Origin of the sequence: Pseudomonas alvandae, assembly GCF_019141525.1 — a bacterium.
Taxonomy (GTDB): Bacteria; Pseudomonadota; Gammaproteobacteria; order Pseudomonadales; family Pseudomonadaceae; genus Aquipseudomonas; species Aquipseudomonas alvandae.
The window spans coordinates 4,436,009-4,456,556 of record NZ_CP077080.1; the positions used below are offsets into that span (position 1 = coordinate 4,436,009).

Below are 20,548 nucleotides of genomic sequence, written 5' to 3' on the forward strand. Positions count from 1 at the left end.
CCTCAACGGTTGGCGTCGGAGTGCGTCATGGCGGTGTAGAACAGCCAGGACACCAACAGAATGATCAGGAAATACACCAGGGAAAACGCCGCCGCCGGGCCCAGGTCGAATTGACCGATAGCCATCTGCGTCAAGGTCTGGCTGAGGAACGTGGTGGCGTTGCCCGGCCCGCCGCCGGTGAGTACGAACGGCTCGGTGTAGATCATGAAGCTGTCCATGAAGCGCAGCATCACGGCGATCAGCAGCACACTCTTCATCTTCGGCAACTGGATGTGCCGGAACACGGCCCAGTTCGATGCTCGGTCGATCCGCGCCGCTTGATAATAGACGTCGGGAATCGCTCGCAGCCCCGAATAACACAGCAGCGCCACCAGCGACGTCCAGTGCCAGACGTCCATCACCAATACAGTGACCCAGGCATCCATGGTGTTGGCCGCGTAGTTGTAGTTGATTCCCAGGCCGTTGAGCGTCGAACCGAGCAAACCGATGTCGGCGCGGCCGAAAATTTGCCAGATGGTGCCGACCACGTTCCACGGGATCAGCAACGGAATCGCCAGGATGATCAGCACCAGGGACGACCATTTGCCCTTGGTCGGCATGGTCAGGGCGATGGCGATGCCCAGGGGAATTTCAATCAGCAGCACGCACGCCGAGTAGATGAACTGGCGCAACAGTGAATCGTGCAAACGGGGATCGAGCAGCACCTGCTTGTACCAGTCGGCGCCGACGAAGTAACGGCTGGACTGGTCGAAAATGTCCTGCACCGAATAGTTGACCACCGTCATCATCGGGATCACGGCGCTGAAGGCCACGAGCAGGAATACCGGCAGCACTAGCCACCAGGCCTTGTTGTTCTGCACCTTGTTCATGGCTGCACCTCGCTCAACGGTTCCAGCAAATACTCATCGGCATAGACCATCAGCCATTGCGCCGGGAAACTGATGTACGCCGTACCTTCCGGCACCGGCTTGTCTTCGGCCAGGCGCACTTTCAGCGGCGCACCGTCGAGGTTGAGGGTCAGGATCTTGTAGGTACCCAGGTCTTCGACATGCACGACATCCGCGCGCATCGCGTCGTCGTAAGGGCCATCCCAGACATGCACGAACTCGGGACGAATGCCGACCTTCAGGCTTTTGCCTTGCGCTTCGGCGACGCGCCGCTGCAAGGTGTCGGACAGCGGCAAGTGGGTCGATCCGAAGCCGACGCCACCGGGCTGGGCCGAGACCTCGATCAGGTTCATACCGGGGCTGCCGATGAAGTAGCCGACGAAGGTGTGGCTCGGCCGCTCGAACAAGTCCCGTGGCGTGCCGAACTGCACGATCTGGCCGCCGTACATCACCGCGATCTTGTCGGCGAATGTCGAGGCTTCCAACTGGTCATGGGTGACGTAGACCATGGTGATGTTGAACTGCTCGTGAATCTGCTTGAGCTTGCGCCGCAGCTTCCATTTCAGGTGCGGGTCGATCACCGTCAGCGGTTCGTCGAACAGGATCGCCGACACATCGTCGCGCACCAGCCCGCGGCCCATGGAAACTTTCTGTTTTTCGTCGGCGGTGAGGTTGCGAGCCTTTTTATCCAACAGATTCTGCAGGTCGAGGACCTCGGCGATTTCCTGCACCTTGGTGTGGATTCGCGCCTCGGCCATGCCCTGGTTGCGCAGCGGGAAGGCCAGGTTGTCGAACACCGTCATGGTGTCGTACACCACCGGGAACTGGAACACCTGGGCGATGTTGCGGCGCTCCGGGGTCAGCTCGTTGACGACCTTGCTGTCAAACATCACCTGCCCTTCAGACGGGCTGAGCAAGCCGGAAATGATGTTGAGCAACGTCGACTTGCCGCAGCCCGAAGGCCCGAGCAACGCGTAGGCGCCGCCCTGCTCCCAGATGTGGTTCATCTCGCGGATCGCGTAGTCCTCGGGGCCCACCGGGGTGCTGGTGTAGCTGTGGGCGAGGTTCTGCAAACGAATTTCGGCCATCAGGCAACCCTCGCAATACGCTGGCCCGGGGCTTGGACCAGCTTGCCCTGGGCGTCGAAGACAAACAGTTTATGGGTCGGGATGTAGATGCGGATCGGCGCGTCAACGTCGTATTCATGCACGCCCGGCAAATGCAGCACCAGCAGGAAGTGTTCGTTGCGCACATGCAGGAACGTTTCCGAGCCGCTGATCTCGGCCACCTCGACGGTCACGGCCAGTTCGAGGTCGTCGTCATTGCTGGGCACCAGGGAGATATGGCTGGGGCGCACGCCGAATCGGAACTCGCCCTCACCCACCGGGCGCAGGTCGACGTTCAGCGGAAAGTGGACGAAATTGGCGAAGCTGACTTCATTGCCGGCGATCCGTCCGGGCATGAGGTTGATCGGTGGTTCGGAAAACAATTCGGCCGCCAGCACCGTTTGTGGCTGGTGATAGACCGAAGAAGATTTACCACTCTGGATCACCCGGCCTTCGTGAAGAATCGTCGTGGTACCGCCCAAGGCCAACGCTTCGTTGGGTTCGGTGGTGGCGTAGACAGCGATGGTGTGGCGGGCCTGGAACAGTTCGCGCATTTCCTGGCGCAGCTCTTCGCGCAGCTTGTAGTCCAGGTTCACCAGCGGCTCATCGAACAGGATCAGCTCGGCATCCTTCACCAGCGCCCGGGCCATCGCCGTGCGTTGCTGCTGACCGCCGGACAATTCCAGCGGGTGACGCTTGAGGAATTTTTCGATCCGCAACATTTTTGCGGTTTCTAGGACTTTACCCTGGATGATGTCTTCGGACACACCGCCCTGGCGCAACGGCGAGGCGATGTTTTCGAAAACGGTCATGGTCGGGTAGTTGATGAACTGCTGGTAAACCATCGACACGTTGCGCAGCCGTACTGGACGGTTGGTGACGTCGACGCCGTTCATCAGGATGCGACCGCTGTCGGGTTTGTCCAGCCCGGCCATCAAGCGCATGAGGCTGGTCTTACCGGACAGCGTGCGGCCCAGCAAAACGTTGAAGGATCCGGGTTCGAAACTCAGATTGGCATCGTCGATCCAGGGCTGGCCCTCGACGGTGCGACAGATGTGCTCAAGCTTTAATGACATGGCTCGGCCTTTTTATTATTTGGAGTCAAGCGACCCGAATACAAAAGCGAAAGCCGTGCCAGAAATCGCAACCTATTGATCAGGTTGATATTTCCCCTGATTCCTTGGGAAAAGACGTTCGTTGGTGAACACAAGTGAACAATCAGGAATGAACAACTGAACAACCAGCCGGTTGACAATGAACAATTTTGAACAACACTGAAAGAACGCTATCTGCCGGCCTGACGATATCCCTTGTGGGAGCGAGCTTGCTCGCGATGGCGGTGGATCAGTTGCATTGATGTGACTGACACACCGCCATCGCGAGCAAGCTCGCTCCCACAGGATCTGTATATGAAGTGATATTCAGGCCTGCCCCAGCACAAGGAACCTGTGCGAGACTTGCCACAACAATAAAAACAGCTCCTGCGAGAGTGTCCCATGGCCGCACCTGCTCCTGCCTTGACCCACGAGGCCATCATCCAGGCTTCCTGGTCCCGTTGCCGTGCCTTTGGCCTGAATCACCAGAGCGTGCCTGCGTTCGATCAACTACCGGCCGACGGCATCGCTCAGTTGCTGGAGAGCCAGCATTCACTGGTGCAGACCACCCACCAGGAAGTCTTGCCGTACTACGAGAACATCCTCAGCAATTCCAATTGCCTGATCATGCTGGCCGACCATCAAGGCCAGGTCCTGACCTCCTGGGGCACCCAGCGCTTCATCGACCCGAAACTGGCCCATGGCTTCAGCGCCGGCGCGAGCTGGATGGAGCGCTGCACCGGGACCAACGCCATCGGCACCGCGCTGGCCTGCGAGCAGGCCGTGCACATCGAACATGATGAACACTTCCTCAAGGCCAACCGCTTCATGACCGGTTCCGCGGCGCCGATCTTCGACGCCGAACGCAAGGTCATCGCGGTGCTGGACGTCTCCAGCGACAGCTATCTGCCGCCCTCCCACACCCTGGGCATGGTCAAGATGATGAGCCAGACCGTGGAGAACCGGCTGATCCTCAACCTGTTTCGCGGTGAACATTTCCAGCTGACGTTCAACACCGGGCTGAACAACCTCGACAGCCAATGGGCCGGGCTGCTGATTTTCGATGAAACCGGTCAAATCCTGTCGGCCAATCGCCGCGCCGACAATCTGCTGGGCCTGAGCCTGTCGCGGGTGAGCATCGAAAGCCTGTTCAAGGTCTCGCTGATGGAGCTGTTGAACCAGCCCGACGGCCTGCCGTTCGCCTTGCAGGCGTCCGGACGCAATCGCTTCCAGTGCCTGCTCAAGCGGCCGAAACAGCTTTCGGTCAAGCCACGCATTTTCGCCGAACCGACGCCCTCGCCGACGCCAGCGCCGGCCAACACCGGGATCAGTCTCAACTCTCTGCACTTTGGCGACAGTCGCGTGGAAAAAGCCGTGCGCCAGGCTGAGCGCTTGCTTGAAAAAGATATTCCGCTGCTGATCCATGGAGAAACCGGCGTTGGCAAGGAAGTGTTCGTCAAAGCGCTGCACCAGGCCAGTTCGCGTTGCAAGCAACCGTTCATCGCGGTCAACTGCGCGGCGATTCCCGCCGAGCTGGTGGAATCGGAACTGTTCGGTTACGAAAAAGGCGCCTTCACCGGCGCCAATCAAAAGGGCAGCATTGGCCTGATCCGCAAGGCGGATCGCGGCACGTTGTTCCTCGACGAAATCGGTGACATGCCGCTGCCGACCCAGGCCCGACTGCTGCGAGTCCTGCAGGAGCGTTGCGTGCAACCGGTGGGCAGCGCCGAGCTTTTCCCGGTGGATATTCGCATCATCTCCGCCACCAACCGCTCGCTGCGTGAACAGGTGCAACTGGGGCGGTTTCGTGAGGATCTCTACTACCGCATCGGCGGCCTGACCCTGGAGCTGCCGCCGCTGCGCGAACGCAGCGACAAGCAGGCGCTGTTCAAACGCCTTTGGGAACACCACCGCGAGCCGACCCAATGGGCTGGCCTGAGCCGTGAAGTCCTGGAGTTGTTCGAGCAACATCCTTGGCCGGGCAATCTGCGGCAAGTCAGCAGTGTGCTGCAAGTTGCCCTGGCCATGGCCGAGGAGCAGCCGATCCGCCCGGAGCATCTTCCTGACGACTTCTTCGTTGACTTGGAAATGGAACCGGTGGAGACGCCGGAGCCACTGACGGTGGACCTGAACGATGCCGAAGACCTGAACCGCCAGTTGCAGGCGGTGGGCGGGAACATTTCCCACCTGGCGCGGCGCCTCGGAGTCAGCCGCAACACCTTGTACAAGCGCCTGCGACAATCTGAAAGCTGACACTAATCCTGTGTGGGAGCGAGCTTGCTCGCGATAGCGTCAGTTCAGCCGATGATGAGGTGACTGATACAACGCCATCGCGAGCAAGCTCGCTCCCACAAGCTGCCATTTCATTGGAACAACGGATCAGTCGAACGCACCGTTGAGCACTTCATAGATGATACCGCTGGCGATCGCCACCAGAATCAAGTCCGTGCCAACCTGCTGCCATTCATAACCGTCATAGTGCGGCAAACGCCCCAGCAAACGCCCGTCGAGCTTCTTGGCGATGCCAGGGGGGAGCGGTTTGCCACGGGCCAGGTTCTTCTGGATACCCGGCGGCAGTGCCGGGCCTGGGCTCCAGTAATCGCGATAACCGCCAATCACGCCAAGAATGCCGCCACGATCGATGCTCGGGCCGTTATGCCAATCGCCACCGCCCTGGTTGCCTTTGCCACCCTGGTTGCCCTTGTTACCGGAGTTTCCCTGGCCGCCCTGGTTACCCTTATTGCCAGCATTTCCCTGTCCGCCCTTGTTGCCCTGTCCGCCCTTGCCTCCTTGCCCCTGGCCTTGATCGAATTGAGCGTTTCCCTTGCCGTTACCCGGGTCCGCCACAACAATCCCAGGGCCCGCGGCCAAGGCGAAACAGGTGACTGCAGCAATCAACGAGCGCGATTTGAACATGGCAGTTCTCTCAAAAAGGGGATGTCCCCTGTAAAGATATAGAGACTAACGGTGATATTAGTTCCATATCACGCTTACGTCATTCGCCGGCCCGACCTGGTCCACTGTTGCCCGAAAACGCCGCCACCCTGCGCCACAGGTTGATTGACTTGGTTTTGTATTATCAGTGACTTATTTCTGAGGCATGGTTGAAACGTTGCCGGCCTCGACGGCCACTGGTCGCCTTTGAAACTTCGCGAACGTCACGCGGGCGTGTCTGGCTCAAGGTTTGCAGCGGACCGTGGTAGCAGCGCAGGACGACGTCTTCCTGGCGCGGCAGCAAATTCTCAACGCTTGGTCAGCCACCGGAGATGTACCGTGTCAACTCTCAACGAAATCGCAGCGAACCACGCGAGAATGGCAAAGTTAAAGGAAGAAGAGTCGATGCGGCTGAATGCGCTTCAAAGCCAGATAGTGGGCAGTTTTGAAATGCCGTCCACCCAGCCTACACATGAAATGCCGCTGCACTTCTTGACCATAGCGACGGAGCATGTTTTTGCCGAGGCCGTGATTTGACGGTTTGCCCTGGTATTTGATCAACCTGTCGCCCGTTATAAAACGGGCGCGTCACGTTCGCCTGCCTTCAACTTCTCTAGCCTTCCCCCAAGCGCCATGCCTGCGTCCGCAGGATCTACCGTGATGCCCATCACAGATCAGCGAGTCAGCTAAACAGCCAGTGCGGTATTTTCGTGCGCGAACGCTTATAAAGCGGACAGTAAAACTGCTTCAAAGTCGCGCGACCTCTCGAGAGAACGAATTCTTTCATGGAAAACAAGGAACGATAAAAATGAGCACCCCCGAGCACGTGGAAAGCACCGACAAATACAGCGCCAAATGGCAAGAACGCTTTGACTTCTTTGAAACCTATGGCGCACCCAACGACCCGCGCTACAAGGAAGCCGTCAAGACGCTGCCGGACTTCAAGAAAAAAATATTGATCAATGCCAACGTGATCGCGTTTTTCTTCGGCCCGATCTACCTGTTTGTCCTGGGACTCTGGAAGAAAAACCTGGCCCTGCTTGGGGCTTTCCTGGCGATCAACATCGTATTGAGCGTGGTCTTCGCCATTATCGGCATGGATTTCCCCCGACCTTTGAGCATGGGCCTGAACGTCGCGATGTCGATGATGTACGCGCTGATGACCAACTACGCTTACTACTTGAAAGAAATCAAAGGCGAGCAAGACTGGAATCCGCTCAAGGGCATGCGTCTCTGATAACGGGTTTAATCGTCAGTGCGCATAAAAATGGCGCAAACCGTCAAGCCCGATTGTCTATTGGAAGTCGCCTGGGATAACCAGGCTTTCTTCCAAGGAGCTCGAAAATGGCTGACGACTTGAGCAACCGCGGACCGCGAGACCGGAGCCGCATCAACACTTCCGAAGAGTGGGAACTGAGATACTGGACAAAAGAGTTCGGCGTAACCGAAGAGGAACTCAAGGCAGCGGTCAAGGCCGTTGGGGCAGGAGCCGAAGATGTTCGCAGGCAACTGAAAAAATAATCTAAAAGCCCTACATGACTGTAGGGCTTTTTTGTAGGTATTCGCGCCCCTCGATAAGCCTGTTAGAAAAAATGAATTACCCGCCGTGACGTTCGGTCAACAATTATGAACGCAGTAATCTGACGAGGTAACAGCGATGACTATCGAAGCAGAGACACTCGTACAACTGACCGAAGCACTTCAAGAACGCGGCATGGTACTGGTATCCGACGTGGCGTTTATCCGCGCACCCTATCGGCAGGATCATCATTGGGTTTGCACGGTCGAGTGATTAGGAATCCGCCGTGTTCATCGCGCCGGCAGTTCAATCAGAACGCGCCTGCGCCGAAAGCGGAACATCGAACACTCGATCGAATATCCACTGAAAAACCAGCGAGTAAAAAAAGAAAAATACAAACAAGCCCAGGTTCGTCACCAGCGCCAACCACAGGCTGATACCCAACCAGGCTCCAATCACCGGCGTCAGGATCAGCGTCAAGCCGCCCTCGAATCCAAGGGAATGAAGCAGTCGACGTTGCCAATTGCGATGGCGGCTGCGCTGACGCCGCTCCCACCATTCGAACAGGCCGTTGAAAAGCATGTTCCAGGCCAGCGCAACGGCAGAAATCACCAGCGACAGCAGGGTCGAATAGGCCATGCCCTGCCCATAGACGAGCGCAAGGGATGGCGCGACAAAAAGCACACCACCGGCCTCATAGAGTATGGCCTGAAGAATTTTGCGAGCTGCGCCTTGCATCGATGGACTCCAGGAACCGAGAAGGAACCACAGCCTGGCAAGTTGAGCGCTCACGCTCAATTGAGCTAAATTGAGCCACGCTCAACCTGAGTAACCTTCCCGCCCATGTTCGCCAAACTGCCCCTTACCGCGTTGCGCGGCTTCGAATCCGCCGCACGGCTGGGTAGCTTCAAGGCGGCGGCCCAGGAACTGAATGTCAGCCCGGCGGCGATCTCCCATCAGGTCAAAAGCCTCGAAGCGTTTCTCGGCGTGCGACTGTTCGAACGCTCCAGCCAAAACGTGCGCCTGAGCGCTGACGGCGAGCGCCTCCAGCCGTACCTGCACCGCGCCCTGCTCGATATCCAACACGGCCTGCAAATGCTGGTGCCGTCGTGTACCGCACAGTCCTTGGTGGTGAGCACAACGCCGGCGTTCGCCAGCCTGTGGCTGATACCTCGGCTCGGAGACTTTCATCGGTTGCATCCGGAGATTGATGTCAGGCTGCACAGCAGCAACGACGTGGTCGACCTACAACGTGACGCCAGCATCGACCTGGCGATCCGGGCCCTCTTCGCGCCAGATCCTCACCTGTTCGAGCAACCTCTACTGGATGAATACTTTGGTGCTTATTGCCAACCCGGTTGGCAACCGCCCACAGCGGGCTCGCCCGTCGAACTCATCGACGTGCCATGGCTGAGCAGCGCAAATGTCGCGGTCGATTGGGCTGCATGGTGCGCCAAGGCCGGCACCCTGGGCTGGCTGGAGAACGCGCGCTTTCGACGTTATGACGAGGAACAGCATGCCTTGCAGGCGGCGGTCGCGGGGCACGGGCTGGTGCTTGCCAGCAATGTGCTGGTTGCCGACGCGGTTGCGCGTGGGGAGTTGATTGATTACCGGCCTGAGGTTCGTTTGGCGGGGGCGCGGTATACGGTGGTGTGCGTGCCGGGGCGGGAGCGGCAGGTGGAGGTGCGGGCTTTTAGTGAGTGGGTGTTGGGGCGGAATGTTGGTTGAGTTGGATAGCACCATCAAAGAAGTTTGTTGCAGGACAAGGTGATACTTCACGGAGAGCCACAGGCTCGTGAATTTTTCCAGCGGGCAGGAGTAGAGCTATGAACAGCATGACTTATAAGGGTTACACAGCCCGAGTTGAATTTGATGAGCGCGACGACATCTTTGTCGGCCGGGTCCTGGGCGTCCGTGACATCATCAGCTTCCATGCCGACTCAGTGGCGGAGCTACGAGCGGAATTTGCTGCCGCGATTGAGGATTATTTGGCGGACTGTGCCGAGCAAGGTATCAGCCCAGAGAAGCCCGCTTCGGGGAAGGTAATGCTGCGCATCCGCCCGGAAGTGCACGCCGCGGCTACCATTGCAGCCCAAGCCGCTGGCAAAAGCCTGAACCAGTGGGCGGACGAAGTGTTTGAACGAGCAGCACACGCTTGACCACAAACAAGCCCGGCACCAAACCGGGTCTTCAATGAAGCACTCTGCGGCTTTCCCCTATCCTTATGCGGTCAAGGGCGCGGTTTAACGCATCCAGCGCCTTTAAGAGTGCCTGTGCCTCGGCTTCCCGACCATCTCCCCACAGGCGCTCAGCCATCTTGTTGAGCGCCAGGATAGATCGCTCGATTTCGGCAGCACTGGCTGTCGTTTTGTCGTCTGGTTGTTTCTTTGGCATGTTCACTGATGCTTTCTTCAAGGTGGGTCGGCGCTTTCACATTACAGGCATACCACGAGGCACCCGACGGTGCACCTAAGCATCGCAGAGCGCCACGCTCAAGCCCAGATGGCCGACTCTCTGTGAATAATCAGCGCCAGCCTTAGCCTACTTCGCACCACCGTTGCCACGATTCGTCTGGGCGTCCTGGTCGGACCCGGGGTTTCCAGGCGGCGGATTCCAATCTTCAGGCCTCTCGCCAGTGCCCTGCTTTGGCTCAGACTCAGCCTGCTCAAGACCGGAACCATGTCCTTTGCCCGTATCAGGCGCCTTCTCATCTGGCCCCGGATATGGCGCTTCCGGACCGTTATTATCAATCACCATAATCCCTCTCCTGTCTGGAGCGCAGTTCTGCGCATACGTATGAGAGGGCTTGCTTACATAGGAAGTGCTATGTCCGCGACGAGTGGAAGACCCCTTCGAAAAGCGAAAAGGCTCGATGCACGAAACTGTTGAAGCGAGCGGCATCACGCCGCAACCCTGATTGTTGTCCGCCAATCAGGCACAGGTGGGCCACATGACCAATCACTTCTGCTTCGCCTGGCAGATGAGCCAAGCGGCGACCCGTTCGTATCGCGAAGTCGAGTCGTGTTGTGTCAACTCGCTGCTGGAACTCGCCTACCAACGGATCGTGCAGCGACCAGGCGCGGATGGAAATTTCCCGGCCAGGTTGTTTCTCAGCGGCAATGCTCAAGTAGCGTTTCAAGGTATCGCCCGCGCTACGCCCCTCCCCCGCATAAGCGAGCATGCGCTCCGTGTAGTCTTCTTCCCAGGCGGTTAGCAAAGTGCGAACAAAATCTTCGCGATTATGGAAATGGTGATAGAACGATCCGCGCGTCACATTCAATCGGCGCGATAGACTTTCGGCTGAAATGCCAATATGCCCTACCTGGTCGAGGGCCTCAAAACCAGCCGCGATCCAATGGTTACGCGTTAGTTTTTCCATTCGTTATTTCGCTCCTATTTCGCACCATACAGGCTGTGTATGGCGCGCAACCGATTGATACCTTGCGAATACCGGCAAAGATGGCCGTTGCGTTTCATACGCCAGCAGTTTTGATGGAGCTCGCCTTGAAGAAAATCGTTCTAGTTGCTTTCGACCAGTTCACGGATATCGACCTATTCCTGATGTGGGACATCTTGGGCCGCAACACCAAAGACTGGCACGTCCGAATATTGGCTTCCAGCGCTATCGTGCGTTCGGCCCATGGCCTGCCTGTTTCAGTGCACGGTCCGCTTTCCGAGGCCAACAGCGCCGACGCGGTATTGTTCGTCAGCGGCAAGGAAGGGATACCCGCCGCACTGGCCGCCCCGGATTTCCTGCCATCGTTCGAACTTGCCCCCAGACGCCAGCGAATCGGCTCCATCTGCGCTGGAGCTTTCATTCTCGAACGGCTTGGGCTGCTCAGCGGCCGGGCAACTACGCACCCGGATGCACGATCGGGCTTGCAAGCCCTGGGACTCGAATCCGTGGACCAGCCGCTTGTATGCCAAGGGAATGTGGCAACCGCGGGTGGATGCCTTTCGGCGCTCTATCTGGTGGGATGGTTGATCGAATCCTGGTTCGATGTCGACAAGCGCCGTGCGACATTGCTCCCTGTTCTGCCAGCGGGGCAACAAGCACTCTATGATGCCTTGATCGGGCTCAGTATCCGACAAGCAGAAATGGGCGCCGCCCAACAAAAAAAGCGACATGGCATGTCGTCTAATTGGTAGTAGCACTCAGCAGAGATCCCCTATGCCCCGAAAATTTGAGCTCATCACGTCCGTGCCAGTCCCCTCAAGGTCCGGCATCACGCACCTTTACAAGTCGATGAACCTGGCGGACGCTTTTGCGATTCGGCTACCTGCGGGCACATCCGGCGATCCAGATTCGCTGGCTCGATTCATCCTTTCCAACCAACCATCCTGGATCGGATGGCTCATGAAAGTCCGAGACACCATCGCTGCCTGCTTTGGTCTCAAGACAGCCAGGCATCTGGCGACGCTTGCTGATCGGATTCAAATCTTCAAGGTCTACAGCACGAACCAGACCGAAATCGTCTTGGGAGAGGACGACAAGCACCTCGACTTCCGGATATCGATCCTGTGTTCAGGAGAGGCAGAGCCAGAGGGCAATCGCCAACTGGTGTTTTCAACCGTGGTCCATTGTCACAACCGTCTGGGCCGGGCCTACCTCTTTGTTATTGCTCCGTTTCACCGCTTGGTTGTCAAGGCCAGCCTCCGCCGTGCAGCGCGCGTTGGTTGGCCTTTGGCTGCCTGAGGCGCGACACAAAAAATCCCGTGACGAGGGAGCTTGCTCCCGCTGGGACGGTCCGACGCTGCGGGCGAAGCCGCCCCAAAAGGCATGGCGCTTTTTTTCCAGAAAACCGAACAAAGACTGAAAGCGAACCGGGCTCCTCGCCTTACTTGGCTTTTGCGCCCTTGATGTCACTGATGATTTTCTGGGAAATAGCCTCGACCTGCTCCTTGGTCATCGCCGACATGACGCCTTCCCAGGCAGACGACGACGTGTCGTACGTTCGGGTGCCGATCAGGCGGCCTGATTTCAAGTCCGAGTAATCGGCGCTGGAGTTGACCCACGCATTCCCCACCATGACTCCTGCACCGTAGCGTGCGCCAGGCGTCAGATAACGGAAATTGCTCACGTTGATCTTGATGCCAACCCCCTCTTTACCCCCAGGACTCGAAGCCTGGCCCTCCGCAAGGCTGTAGCCGGCGCGAGTCGCTTCGACTTGCAGTGCATCGTGCCATTCCTGTTTCAAGCGAGGCCAGTCCTCGTTCTGTTGAACCTTGCTGTTTCCCTGGAAGTTCACCACCAGGTTTTGCTTGGCTGACTCTTGGATGACCAGCGTTTCTGTCCCGCCGCTTTTGACGGAAGCAGCGCATCCGCTCAACATCAAAAGCGCAACAGCACAGGACAGTGCAATCGAAAGCTTGGAGTTGTTCATTGATTTCCCTATCCAAAAATCGGTGAGATGGAGGTCAAGTATGTCCGCCGGGGCAGACCGGTTATGAGCCGCCCATTAACGGGCGCTTGCCGGGGTCACTTCAGCACGAAGAGCGATCCATGCCAAGGCCGCAATCCACACGACGCATACCCCGTAATTAAGCCTTTGGTACAGGCCAAATCCATGCCCTTCGGCGAATGCCTTGGACATCATCGCGACCGTCACGACAGCCAGGATCAAGCAAAGCATCGAGAACCTTCCGAAACCAGGTGACGACAACAGTCGTTTGCCGAGGAAAGTCCACAACACAATGGCCAGCGCCAGCGTGACGAACATGATCAAACCCGCCAGGTTATGAACCTGCTGGGAAATTGAAGGCTGCGCCGGCGCACATCCCTGATCACACGAAAAATAGCCAGCAGCAAAGCTCGCCAAGCCATGGAGCAATACTAAAACGGCGCTGAACAGGGCGAGGCGCGATCCCCCGAAGTTGCGTATCAAACCTATCGCGAACAGTACGAATAGCACACCCAGCGGAAAGTTATTCACCCAGGCCGAATAACCATGCGTGGGAGCCCCTACCGCGCCCAACATACTCATCGCCTGGTCGAGATGGCTATAACCCGGATAGCCCAGCGACGTCAGCGCCACACCCGCGAACAACCAAAGAGGAATCAACAGACCCAGTCCCAGCAAAATCCGGTCAATGGTTTTCAAAGTACGACGCTCCTTTTTAATGGCAATGGACCGCTCCGTCTCCTACGAAGCGTCGTCATGCTAGCGGGCGTCCGGCATGGAGGGTATCTATTTTTGCAAGCCAGCGGGTAGATGCGTCATCCTGTGGCCCCTTCGAACCATGGACGGTCCTCATGAGCAAATGCTTGCCGAGCACTTTTTCGCCGATTGCGAGAAAGCTACTCATTGCTGCGCTAGGAATCTTATCGCTCATACAGCCTTCGTCTTCCTTCGCAGATAACGTCAACGGCGAAAAACTCTATTTGCAGAGATGTGCCATGTGTCACGGAACAGACCTCAAGGCAACGGGACCACTGGCTGGAAAAAGCAACCCTCCCACGCCTGACCTCACGACGTCCGCCTTCAAAAAGCGGCTGAGTGATTATCCGGGCGTAATTGTGTCATCGATAATCCTTCGTCCGAATGGCGACTTGATTCCGAAGACGTTGCGAGAGAATGGGGTACGGTTACCGCCACATGCTTGGAGCGTTATGGATCTGCGGGATTTGAATCAGTATATGCGTGGGGTGATTGCGGGAAATCGGTGATCTTTGAAACGAAGATGGGGTTTCAGAGTTGCGCGTGGACGTAGGCGCTGGGTACAGAGTCTATTTCACCATGCGCTGTGGAGTGGTCATCGTGCTATTGGCAGGTGGTGACAAATCTTCACAAAATGCTGATATTCGGCGAGCGAAAAAATTGGCAAAGGAGATTTGAACATGAGCCAAAACCTGACGACATTTGATATGGCCGCGCTGCTCGATAACGATGAAGCAATCAGTGAATACCTCTCCCAAGTGTTGGCTGACGGAGACAGCGAAGAGTTCCTCCGAGCGATTGGTTATGTAGCCAAGGCCCGCGGCAAGGCGCAGATCGCCAAGGACCCCGGCTAGGGACGAGAAAGCCTACATGCCCATCACCGGCACCGACTGCATCCCGCAACCCTGCTCATCGACACCGAAGCGCCTCTAGACGCAATCTCAATGCTGCAATGTGCTGGCTTCTGAGATTTGTGTAGGAATTTGCGCCAATGCCTTTCGCGGCGCTCATTTTGGCGCTGTCGCGAGTTTTAAAGATAGTTATCTTCTGCTGTGATGCTTCGTATTCAGCGCTTGAAAAGTACATTGCACCGGGCACACCACCCTTCAACTGCGCTCCGGCTCATTGGAAAACGGAGCAGAGGATGACCTGCATCGGCAACCGTCAAAACCAGAGAGAATCTTATGAATCTGCGCCGAATTTCGTCGGCTGGAACGCTCGTGCCTGCCCCTTCGACTATTTGAAGAACGCCGCCCGATACCTTGCTGTCAATCTGTTGCCACTCACACTGCCAGCCTGTTACCCACGTGAAGTCTTGAATTTGATAATCGCCGGTGGCGCTTTGGCATTGAGCGAGTTTCTTGTTGGAGGGGTCAAACACAAAAAATAGGGGGTTTGGAAAGCCGAGCAACTGATTATCGTCAAGGCTCAGACCTTCTTTTAGGTTGATGGATGCTACAAGAACTTTTGCTCGCCGCTTGCGCCGTATCAAATGCCATATGGAGAGGCAAAAAATAGAAATAGAAGCCAGGAAGAGCTGACGTCCTTCGACGGTAAGCTTACCGGACGAAAACTCTATCATGCCCCACACGAATCCTATCGTCGCAAGCCCCGATACCCAAGCGGCGGGGATCACTACACTGTTAGCGAGGCGAGCTCCGAGCGTCCTCAAACAGGTTTTCATCATAATTCAGTTTTCGTCTCGGAATTGTTTAGCCAGTATCCCAAGCCTAGTCATCACGGCATCGACCTTCGCCTTGTCGTGCGCATACGGCGCCAAGAATGCCAGGATCATGTAGCGGTCTTCATAAAGCTCGCCCTGTACGTAGACCAAAGCGGCATCCAGCTGCGGCCGCTTTATGTCGCATTTTCTGTAGGCTTGCCGATCGGAGGCCCTGAACGTTTGGGGTGGTAGAGCGATATGAATATGGCGAAGTTGGCCGGATCGAGCCGCTGCCGGCTCGTGATATGGCTGATCACACCCCATGTAACTGGGAAGTGTCTGACCTTTGCTATCCATGCAGACGGTAAAATCTTTAATTATCTGGTCTAGTGCAAAAGGACGAGCTGCGAGTGCCAACTCGACATCAGCCCGCAATTCAGGATGGATTTCGACTCGAATCGCCACTATCCGACTTGATCGATCAGACGCTGCGTGTTGCGGGCCGTCAGGGCTTTCAGGCCGTCCAAGTCGATATCGCTCTCGATGACATTCGGGATGATCGTGCGTTGACGTATCAGGGAATCATTCATCGCCGCGACCGAGCGCGCCTTCGCTACAGCTCGAAGCAGCGTATTGAACTCTTTTTCGTGCCCGACCGGAGTACCGGCTTCACGGAGCCTCTTCTCTACAAACCTCAGGTTGTCTGCTATTAAGCCAAAAGGGTGGTCTTCCAGATGGCGCTCCGGAACCTCTGCCTCGCACAAAATCCTGGTGTATTTACTCATGTCGGTTTCGAGCTTGCGCAGTTCGCCAACAACACTTTTCACAAGATCCTGTACATTCGCCTGGGTCCGCTTCGCTGCTGCAGTTGACTGTTTGGCTGGCACTACTTCCGCATGCGCCATTTGATCAGTCATGACCAAGCATGCCGCAACCATAGTCATGGCGATGGTCGGCCCCGACCAAGAGCCTTTGCTTTGAGCTGCAACTGTCATAACGTCACCAAATCTATCGAATTGCTCAAATACTATACAGTGAAATCAAGGCTCGATGCATGGCAGCGAGCAGCCGGTAGTAAAGCCAGCGATACGCCTATCCACCGATTTACCAAACCTCTTTTCTGAAAACGCTCAGAGCGTAACGCGATAAAAAATCTCCGGCGAGGGGCTTGGGGTCAGATTAGTGCCCTTGAAGAGATTTTCAGAAACCTCCTACGTCGCAGCTATGCAAACCCCAGACGCAAAAAAGGGCCAACCTCTCGGTTGACCCTTCTAGACCGCCTAGCAGAGCGGATTTTGTTTGGTAGGCGCGATTGGAACCGAGGGGGACAGACCACAATTTTGGTCCATCTATAATCGGCCAGTCGCATAATCGTGGTCTGTCCCCGTTTCCACACTTGCTGACCCACAACCTGATACGGATGCTCATGGCGCAATCAGCTCTGCTAGCCGACTGTCTGCCTCGCGAACTGAGCTTCAAGCATAGCCTTTAGTTGTGCCTAGCGTTGAGGCAGTACGGGGCTCAGGAGCAAGAGGATCGGCTGCTGAATCTGCCTGCGCTGATTGCCCAGAAACGGGTCGGTCAACGGCCTGGCAGGATTGAACCGCGCGCCATAAAACGAAGACCCAAGCCTTACCCCATGCTGATGAAAACACGTCGATCAGCCAGGGCCGAGGTCAGGAAGAATGGACATCCGAAGAAGGTTAAGTAAGTGCCATTCAAATCTGTCCCCTTTTTCCTCGTCCCTGAAACCGCTTAGGGTGCGGCAGTCCGCTGACTTGGGCTCGCTGGTACAGCCTCCATATAGGCCTTAATACAAATACGCTTGGCCTTTTTCGCGAAGTCCTCGAGATCGCTCCGCTTCTCTGCAGCAGTGTCTCGCGCAGGATATGTGAGCACCAATTTCTTCAAAATGTCCCGCATGCCGAGCGTCGCTTCTGAAGGCGCACCATATTGATCATATTGGTAGCGAGGCGGCTCATTTGATTGCCTAGCCAGCATTATCTCCCCTGCTTCGAGAGCGAATTGTTTGCAATGGTCGATCTCACCATGGCTGAAGACGATCGTCTTGCCGTCATCGGTCCAGGCCTGCGCCGATAATGGTCCGAGCAGGCAAATGCAAGCCAGCGCGATAATCTGAAGATTGTTAAGGAACCGAGGGGGACAGACCACAATTTTGGTCCGTCTATAATCGGCCAGTCGCATAATCATGGTCTGTCCCCGTTTCCATTCTGTCATCAAATTTTGCAGGCCACCTGCGGAGCCGCAGCAGGCGTCAACTTTTGGGGAATCACAATTGAAGTGCCAGGCACCGCGCTCAGTTCGAGAACCGCCAACATGCAAATAAGCGCTTGGTCGCCATCTTTGTTTGGACTGCTATCGACCCCTACCACTGCTTCGTAGTCCTTTCCCGGCTCCAGCTTGTAGACGAGCGCCCGGCCACCGCAGGTTCGGTAAGTGTTGCCATTGCCAGCAATGGTCGCGCCCCGGGTTGCGATTTGGAAAGGCAGATCCGTCCTGACGCGATATTCGGTTACGATCTCCTTGTATACCCCTTCCCCCCTCCGAAGCGCAGGGATGTACTGGGTCAGAGTGGGCCAAACTCTCTGCGGCATGCCTAAGCTCGCCGACTTCAGGGGATACTGCGGATAATTGATGTTCGCCGTTCCATCCTGCCCGAAACGTCCAGCTTCAGCCATTTTATGTTGGGTGGCAGGAGCACAACCGCCGACGATGCTATCGCCTAACACGTCGGAGTTCGTGATAACGCGTACACGCGCCGTGCCCTCTGATTGAGCAGGCTCTTCGTAGGGAACTGATGGTATTCCAGAGCAGCCAGCAAGTGCTCCAGCAAAAAAAGTTACGAAACCGACAACCCGCATGACCATATCCTTATGTAATCGAGGTCCGCCCGATAAAAGGGGCAAAATCCTGCTGTAAAATCCGCAGACAACAAAAAAGGGCCCACCTTTCGGTGAGCCCTTCTAGACCGCCCAGCAGAGCGGATTTTGTTTGGTAGGCGCGATTGGACTCGAACCAACGACCCCCACCATGTCAAGGTGGTGCTCTAACCAACTGAGCTACGTGCCTGCTGTGAGGCGGCATTCTACGGAATTCCGGAGGGGTGTCAACACCTTTTTTTCACCTAACCCTATGAATATGCAAAATATTTAATTTCACCGATACAACGAAGATTTGTGGGTGGCTGGCGGCGAATTTTTATCTCGGGTAGGATCGCCGCATTCGTAAAAAATATAAAACAGAGGTTCCAGAATGGCGAACACATCCTACCCAGCGTCGTATTACGCCGCATCGGCCAATCCGGCGCCGTCGCGCCCTGCCCTGCAGGATGATGTCGAAACCGATGTGTGCGTGATCGGTGCGGGCTATACGGGGTTGTCTTCCGCGCTGTTTTTGCTGGAGCACGGTTTCAAGGTCACGATCGTTGAGGCAGCCAAGGTTGGGTTTGGTGCTTCGGGTCGCAACGGCGGTCAGATCGTTAACAGTTATAGCCGCGACATCGACGTGATCGAGCGCAGCGTTGGTCCGCAGCAGGCGCAGTTGCTCGGCAACATGGCGTTCGAGGGTGGGCGGATCATTCGCGAGCGGGTGGCGAAGTATCAGATTCAGTGCGATCTGAAGGATGGCGGTGTGTTTGCCGCCCTCACCGCTAAACAGTTGGGTCACCTGGAGTCGCAGAAGCGTTTATGGGAGCGTTTCGGTCATACGCAGCTGGAGCTGCTGGATCAGCGGCGTATTCGCGAGGTGGTGGCTTGCGAGGAGTATGTCGGCGGCATGCTGGACATGAGCGGCGGACATATTCATCCGCTCAACCTGGCGTTGGGCGAAGCGGCGGCTGTGGAGTCGCTGGGCGGAGTGATCTACGAGCAATCGCCAGCGGTGCGCATCGAGCGTGGCGCCAGTCCGGTTGTGCATACGCCGCAGGGCAAGGTCAGGGCCAAGTTCATTATCGTGGCGGGTAATGCTTACCTGGGCAATCTGGTGCCGGAGCTGGCAGCCAAGTCGATGCCTTGCGGTACCCAGGTGATCGCCACCGAGCCCTTGGGGGAAGAGTTGGCTCATCGCCTGTTGCCGCAGGATTATTGTGTCGAAGACTGCAACTACCTGCTCGATTACTACCGACTGACAGGCGACAAGCGCCTGATCTTCGGCGGCGGCGTGGTGTATGGCGCGAGGGATCCGGCGAACATCGAGGCGATCATTCGGCCGAAGATGCTCAAGGCGTTCCCGCTGCTCAAGGATGTGAAGATCGACTACGCCTGGACCGGAAATTTCCTGCTGACGTTGTCGCGTCTTCCACAGGTCGGGCGACTGGGGGATAACATTTATTATTCCCAGGGCTGCAGCGGCCATGGCGTGACGTATACGCACTTGGCGGGCAAGGTGCTGGCCGAGGCGCTGCGTGGGCAGGCTGAGCGTTTTGATGCGTTTGCGGACCTGCCGCACTACCCCTTCCCGGGTGGTCAGTTGTTGCGTACGCCGTTTGCCGCGATGGGGGCTTGGTATTACGGGTTGCGGGATCGGTTGGGGTTCTGAGGCGAGTTCGCCATTTCACCGAGGGGCTGCTTTGCAGCCCAGCGGGAGCAAGCTCCCTCGCCACAAGGGGGCTTGTTCCAATCTTTCAAATCCCGGAAACAAAAAACCCCGGTCTTTCGACCAGGGTCTTTGCTATCGATTGGAAGAAGCTCTTCAGCTTTCTTCCTAGCTTCAAGGCGTTCAGTGGGCCTCGAAGCAGATATGGCGCAGCGGACGGGACTCGAACCCGCGACCCCCGGCGTGACAGGCCGGTATTCTAACCGACTGAACTACCGCTGCGTATCGCTGTGGACTTTCGTCCATCTAACTCGTCTGATCAAAACCCGTAGGCTTTGATCTCGAACCAGGCAAACCTGTTTCGGAAAATATGGCGCAGCGGACGGGACTCGAACCCGCGACCCCCGGCGTGACAGGCCGGTATTCTAACCGACTGAACTACCGCTGCGCGTCGGTGGAGGCTTTTGACAGCTTCCATCTTGCTTTCGCAAGACTCTCAAGAAACATGGTGGGTGATGACGGGATCGAACCGCCGACATTCTGCTTGTAAGGCAGACGCTCTCCCGGCTGAGCTAATCACCCTTTGCTGCGTTGAGGCCGCGAAATTTACGCAGGTACTGAAGCTAAGTCAAT

At 56.8% G+C, this 20,548-nt stretch carries 25 protein-coding genes, 4 tRNA genes and 3 pseudogenes; 14 read left to right on the forward strand and 18 right to left on the reverse strand.

The window, feature by feature from the left end; translation table 11 throughout:
- Positions 1-2: 2 nt before the first annotated feature.
- The 3 genes from KSS97_RS19620 to KSS97_RS19630 are packed head-to-tail and all read right to left on the reverse strand — an operon-like array spanning position 3 to position 3,069.
- Positions 3-869: a carbohydrate ABC transporter permease gene (locus KSS97_RS19620; RefSeq protein ID WP_030142069.1), complete on the reverse strand. Its 867-nt coding sequence runs from the start codon at positions 867-869 to the stop codon at positions 3-5.
- A complete protein-coding gene (locus KSS97_RS19625; protein WP_217859956.1) occupies positions 866-1,975 on the reverse strand; it encodes an ABC transporter ATP-binding protein in 1,110 nt (369 codons plus the stop codon). Before KSS97_RS19625 ends, KSS97_RS19620 begins: the two co-directional genes overlap by 4 nt.
- Complete coding sequence (locus KSS97_RS19630) at positions 1,975-3,069, reverse strand: ABC transporter ATP-binding protein (RefSeq protein WP_030142067.1); 1,095 nt, start codon at positions 3,067-3,069, stop codon at positions 1,975-1,977. The genes KSS97_RS19625 and KSS97_RS19630 overlap by 1 nt, the downstream gene beginning before the upstream one ends.
- Positions 3,070-3,489: 420 nt before the next feature.
- Here KSS97_RS19630 and KSS97_RS19635 point away from each other — a divergent pair, with 420 nt between their 5' ends.
- Positions 3,490-5,340, forward strand: a complete 1,851-nt coding sequence (locus tag KSS97_RS19635) for a sigma-54-dependent Fis family transcriptional regulator (RefSeq protein ID WP_030138083.1) — start codon at positions 3,490-3,492, stop codon at positions 5,338-5,340.
- Positions 5,341-5,466: 126 nt separating this feature from the next.
- On the opposite strand, the gene KSS97_RS19640 is transcribed toward KSS97_RS19635, so the two are convergent.
- Positions 5,467-6,003: an anti-virulence regulator CigR family protein gene (locus KSS97_RS19640; RefSeq protein WP_217859957.1), complete on the reverse strand. Its 537-nt coding sequence runs from the start codon at positions 6,001-6,003 to the stop codon at positions 5,467-5,469.
- 357 nt (positions 6,004-6,360) lie between these two features.
- Between KSS97_RS19640 and KSS97_RS19645 the strand changes: the two genes are divergently transcribed.
- The 4 genes from KSS97_RS19645 (at position 6,361) to KSS97_RS28550 (ending at position 7,813) form a co-directional block, all read left to right on the forward strand.
- Positions 6,361-6,558 (forward strand): hypothetical protein, encoded by a 198-nt coding sequence (locus KSS97_RS19645; protein ID WP_198795984.1) that lies wholly within the window; start codon positions 6,361-6,363, stop codon positions 6,556-6,558.
- Positions 6,559-6,829: 271 nt separating this feature from the next.
- Entirely contained in the window at positions 6,830-7,258 is a 429-nt protein-coding gene (locus tag KSS97_RS19650; RefSeq protein WP_198795983.1) for a DUF2628 domain-containing protein, read from the forward strand.
- A 107-nt stretch (positions 7,259-7,365) separates the two neighbouring features.
- A complete protein-coding gene (locus KSS97_RS19655; RefSeq protein ID WP_217859958.1) occupies positions 7,366-7,542 on the forward strand; it encodes a DUF3606 domain-containing protein in 177 nt (58 codons plus the stop codon).
- 136 nt (positions 7,543-7,678) lie between these two features.
- Positions 7,679-7,813, forward strand: a complete 135-nt coding sequence (locus KSS97_RS28550) for a hypothetical protein (RefSeq protein ID WP_258647972.1) — start codon at positions 7,679-7,681, stop codon at positions 7,811-7,813.
- Positions 7,814-7,846: 33 nt separating this feature from the next.
- Here KSS97_RS28550 and KSS97_RS19660 read toward each other — a convergent pair whose 3' ends face one another.
- On the reverse strand, positions 7,847-8,278 hold the full coding sequence (locus tag KSS97_RS19660; protein WP_030138079.1) for a PACE efflux transporter: 432 nt from the start codon (positions 8,276-8,278) through the stop codon (positions 7,847-7,849).
- A gap of 105 nt (positions 8,279-8,383) precedes the next feature.
- Here KSS97_RS19660 and KSS97_RS19665 point away from each other — a divergent pair, with 105 nt between their 5' ends.
- Positions 8,384-9,268: a LysR substrate-binding domain-containing protein gene (locus KSS97_RS19665; protein ID WP_030138078.1), complete on the forward strand. Its 885-nt coding sequence runs from the start codon at positions 8,384-8,386 to the stop codon at positions 9,266-9,268.
- 98 nt (positions 9,269-9,366) lie between these two features.
- A complete protein-coding gene (locus tag KSS97_RS19670; RefSeq protein ID WP_030138077.1) occupies positions 9,367-9,699 on the forward strand; it encodes a type II toxin-antitoxin system HicB family antitoxin in 333 nt (110 codons plus the stop codon).
- 31 nt (positions 9,700-9,730) lie between these two features.
- Here KSS97_RS19670 and KSS97_RS19675 read toward each other — a convergent pair whose 3' ends face one another.
- Both KSS97_RS19675 and KSS97_RS19680 read right to left on the reverse strand, forming a co-directional pair.
- Entirely contained in the window at positions 9,731-9,934 is a 204-nt protein-coding gene (locus KSS97_RS19675) for a hypothetical protein (RefSeq protein ID WP_030138076.1), read from the reverse strand.
- Between the two features lie 430 nt (positions 9,935-10,364).
- Positions 10,365-10,919 (reverse strand): TetR/AcrR family transcriptional regulator, encoded by a 555-nt coding sequence (locus KSS97_RS19680; RefSeq protein WP_030138074.1) that lies wholly within the window; start codon positions 10,917-10,919, stop codon positions 10,365-10,367.
- A gap of 125 nt (positions 10,920-11,044) precedes the next feature.
- Between KSS97_RS19680 and KSS97_RS19685 the strand changes: the two genes are divergently transcribed.
- Together KSS97_RS19685 and KSS97_RS19690 are read left to right on the forward strand one after the other, a co-directional pair.
- On the forward strand, positions 11,045-11,689 hold the full coding sequence (locus KSS97_RS19685) for a DJ-1/PfpI family protein (protein WP_217859959.1): 645 nt from the start codon (positions 11,045-11,047) through the stop codon (positions 11,687-11,689).
- Between the two features lie 22 nt (positions 11,690-11,711).
- Positions 11,712-12,236 (forward strand): DUF2867 domain-containing protein, encoded by a 525-nt coding sequence (locus KSS97_RS19690; RefSeq protein ID WP_030138072.1) that lies wholly within the window; start codon positions 11,712-11,714, stop codon positions 12,234-12,236.
- A 142-nt stretch (positions 12,237-12,378) separates the two neighbouring features.
- Here KSS97_RS19690 and KSS97_RS19695 read toward each other — a convergent pair whose 3' ends face one another.
- Positions 12,379-12,924: a DUF4410 domain-containing protein gene (locus KSS97_RS19695; RefSeq protein ID WP_030138071.1), complete on the reverse strand. Its 546-nt coding sequence runs from the start codon at positions 12,922-12,924 to the stop codon at positions 12,379-12,381.
- A 75-nt stretch (positions 12,925-12,999) separates the two neighbouring features.
- The gene (locus KSS97_RS19700) at positions 13,000-13,641 is read right to left on the reverse strand and encodes a DUF998 domain-containing protein (RefSeq protein WP_217859960.1); all 642 of its coding nucleotides are present in this window, start codon (positions 13,639-13,641) and stop codon (positions 13,000-13,002) included.
- Positions 13,642-13,793: 152 nt separating this feature from the next.
- Between KSS97_RS19700 and KSS97_RS28415 the strand changes: the two genes are divergently transcribed.
- From KSS97_RS28415 to KSS97_RS19710, 3 genes and pseudogenes are all read left to right on the forward strand, one after another.
- A complete protein-coding gene (locus KSS97_RS28415; RefSeq protein WP_080628503.1) occupies positions 13,794-14,207 on the forward strand; it encodes a c-type cytochrome in 414 nt (137 codons plus the stop codon).
- Positions 14,208-14,220: 13 nt separating this feature from the next.
- Positions 14,221-14,376 (forward strand): annotated as a pseudogene (locus KSS97_RS19705) (type II toxin-antitoxin system RelE/ParE family toxin); the annotation flags it as partial.
- Positions 14,377-14,378: 2 nt separating this feature from the next.
- Positions 14,379-14,549: pseudogene (locus KSS97_RS19710) on the forward strand (addiction module antidote protein); the annotation flags it as partial.
- A gap of 215 nt (positions 14,550-14,764) precedes the next feature.
- Here the strand turns inward: KSS97_RS19710 and KSS97_RS19715 are convergent.
- The 3 genes from KSS97_RS19715 to KSS97_RS19725 form a co-directional block, all read right to left on the reverse strand.
- Complete coding sequence (locus tag KSS97_RS19715; protein WP_225936065.1) at positions 14,765-15,280, reverse strand: hypothetical protein; 516 nt, start codon at positions 15,278-15,280, stop codon at positions 14,765-14,767.
- A gap of 108 nt (positions 15,281-15,388) precedes the next feature.
- Positions 15,389-15,826, reverse strand: a complete 438-nt coding sequence (locus tag KSS97_RS19720; RefSeq protein WP_217859963.1) for a type II toxin-antitoxin system YafO family toxin — start codon at positions 15,824-15,826, stop codon at positions 15,389-15,391.
- Positions 15,826-16,278 (reverse strand): hypothetical protein, encoded by a 453-nt coding sequence (locus KSS97_RS19725; RefSeq protein ID WP_217859964.1) that lies wholly within the window; start codon positions 16,276-16,278, stop codon positions 15,826-15,828. Before KSS97_RS19725 ends, KSS97_RS19720 begins: the two co-directional genes overlap by 1 nt.
- Positions 16,279-16,754: 476 nt before the next feature.
- Here KSS97_RS19725 and KSS97_RS19730 point away from each other — a divergent pair.
- Positions 16,755-17,072: pseudogene (locus tag KSS97_RS19730) on the forward strand (IS4 family transposase); the annotation flags it as partial.
- A 44-nt stretch (positions 17,073-17,116) separates the two neighbouring features.
- Here the strand turns inward: KSS97_RS19730 and KSS97_RS19735 are convergent.
- The 3 genes from KSS97_RS19735 to KSS97_RS19745 form a co-directional block, all read right to left on the reverse strand.
- Positions 17,117-17,572, reverse strand: coding sequence for a hypothetical protein (locus tag KSS97_RS19735; RefSeq protein WP_217859965.1), 456 nt, complete (start codon positions 17,570-17,572; stop codon positions 17,117-17,119).
- Positions 17,573-17,598: 26 nt separating this feature from the next.
- On the reverse strand, positions 17,599-18,243 hold the full coding sequence (locus KSS97_RS19740; RefSeq protein WP_198795978.1) for a hypothetical protein: 645 nt from the start codon (positions 18,241-18,243) through the stop codon (positions 17,599-17,601).
- Positions 18,244-18,374: 131 nt separating this feature from the next.
- Positions 18,375-18,451, reverse strand: a tRNA-Val gene (locus KSS97_RS19745).
- 183 nt (positions 18,452-18,634) lie between these two features.
- Here KSS97_RS19745 and KSS97_RS19750 point away from each other — a divergent pair.
- On the forward strand, positions 18,635-19,918 hold the full coding sequence (locus tag KSS97_RS19750) for an NAD(P)/FAD-dependent oxidoreductase (protein ID WP_217859966.1): 1,284 nt from the start codon (positions 18,635-18,637) through the stop codon (positions 19,916-19,918).
- A 202-nt stretch (positions 19,919-20,120) separates the two neighbouring features.
- Here the strand turns inward: KSS97_RS19750 and KSS97_RS19755 are convergent.
- From KSS97_RS19755 to KSS97_RS19765, 3 genes are all read right to left on the reverse strand, one after another.
- A tRNA-Asp gene (locus KSS97_RS19755) sits at positions 20,121-20,197 on the reverse strand.
- A gap of 89 nt (positions 20,198-20,286) precedes the next feature.
- Positions 20,287-20,363, reverse strand: a tRNA-Asp gene (locus tag KSS97_RS19760).
- Positions 20,364-20,421: 58 nt separating this feature from the next.
- Positions 20,422-20,497 (reverse strand) — tRNA-Val (locus KSS97_RS19765).
- Between the last annotated feature and the right edge of the window lie 51 nt (positions 20,498-20,548).

Coding starts and splice junctions, on each gene's coding strand:
- KSS97_RS19620 (WP_030142069.1), bottom strand. CDS start 869: ATGAACAAGGTGCAGAACAACAAGGCCTGGTGGCTAGTGCTGCCGGTA.
- KSS97_RS19625 (WP_217859956.1), bottom strand. CDS start 1,975: ATGGCCGAAATTCGTTTGCAGAACCTCGCCCACAGCTACACCAGCACC.
- KSS97_RS19630 (WP_030142067.1), bottom strand. CDS start 3,069: ATGTCATTAAAGCTTGAGCACATCTGTCGCACCGTCGAGGGCCAGCCC.
- KSS97_RS19635 (WP_030138083.1), top strand. CDS start 3,490: ATGGCCGCACCTGCTCCTGCCTTGACCCACGAGGCCATCATCCAGGCT.
- KSS97_RS19640 (WP_217859957.1), bottom strand. CDS start 6,003: ATGTTCAAATCGCGCTCGTTGATTGCTGCAGTCACCTGTTTCGCCTTG.
- KSS97_RS19650 (WP_198795983.1), top strand. CDS start 6,830: ATGAGCACCCCCGAGCACGTGGAAAGCACCGACAAATACAGCGCCAAA.
- KSS97_RS19655 (WP_217859958.1), top strand. CDS start 7,366: ATGGCTGACGACTTGAGCAACCGCGGACCGCGAGACCGGAGCCGCATC.
- KSS97_RS28550 (WP_258647972.1), top strand. CDS start 7,679: ATGACTATCGAAGCAGAGACACTCGTACAACTGACCGAAGCACTTCAA.
- KSS97_RS19660 (WP_030138079.1), bottom strand. CDS start 8,278: ATGCAAGGCGCAGCTCGCAAAATTCTTCAGGCCATACTCTATGAGGCC.
- KSS97_RS19665 (WP_030138078.1), top strand. CDS start 8,384: ATGTTCGCCAAACTGCCCCTTACCGCGTTGCGCGGCTTCGAATCCGCC.
- KSS97_RS19670 (WP_030138077.1), top strand. CDS start 9,367: ATGAACAGCATGACTTATAAGGGTTACACAGCCCGAGTTGAATTTGAT.
- KSS97_RS19675 (WP_030138076.1), bottom strand. CDS start 9,934: ATGCCAAAGAAACAACCAGACGACAAAACGACAGCCAGTGCTGCCGAA.
- KSS97_RS19680 (WP_030138074.1), bottom strand. CDS start 10,919: ATGGAAAAACTAACGCGTAACCATTGGATCGCGGCTGGTTTTGAGGCC.
- KSS97_RS19690 (WP_030138072.1), top strand. CDS start 11,712: ATGCCCCGAAAATTTGAGCTCATCACGTCCGTGCCAGTCCCCTCAAGG.
- KSS97_RS19695 (WP_030138071.1), bottom strand. CDS start 12,924: ATGAACAACTCCAAGCTTTCGATTGCACTGTCCTGTGCTGTTGCGCTT.
- KSS97_RS28415 (WP_080628503.1), top strand. CDS start 13,794: ATGAGCAAATGCTTGCCGAGCACTTTTTCGCCGATTGCGAGAAAGCTA.
- KSS97_RS19715 (WP_225936065.1), bottom strand. CDS start 15,280: ATGATAGAGTTTTCGTCCGGTAAGCTTACCGTCGAAGGACGTCAGCTC.
- KSS97_RS19725 (WP_217859964.1), bottom strand. CDS start 16,278: ATGACTGATCAAATGGCGCATGCGGAAGTAGTGCCAGCCAAACAGTCA.
- KSS97_RS19735 (WP_217859965.1), bottom strand. CDS start 17,572: ATGATTATGCGACTGGCCGATTATAGACGGACCAAAATTGTGGTCTGT.
- KSS97_RS19740 (WP_198795978.1), bottom strand. CDS start 18,243: ATGCGGGTTGTCGGTTTCGTAACTTTTTTTGCTGGAGCACTTGCTGGC.
- KSS97_RS19750 (WP_217859966.1), top strand. CDS start 18,635: ATGGCGAACACATCCTACCCAGCGTCGTATTACGCCGCATCGGCCAAT.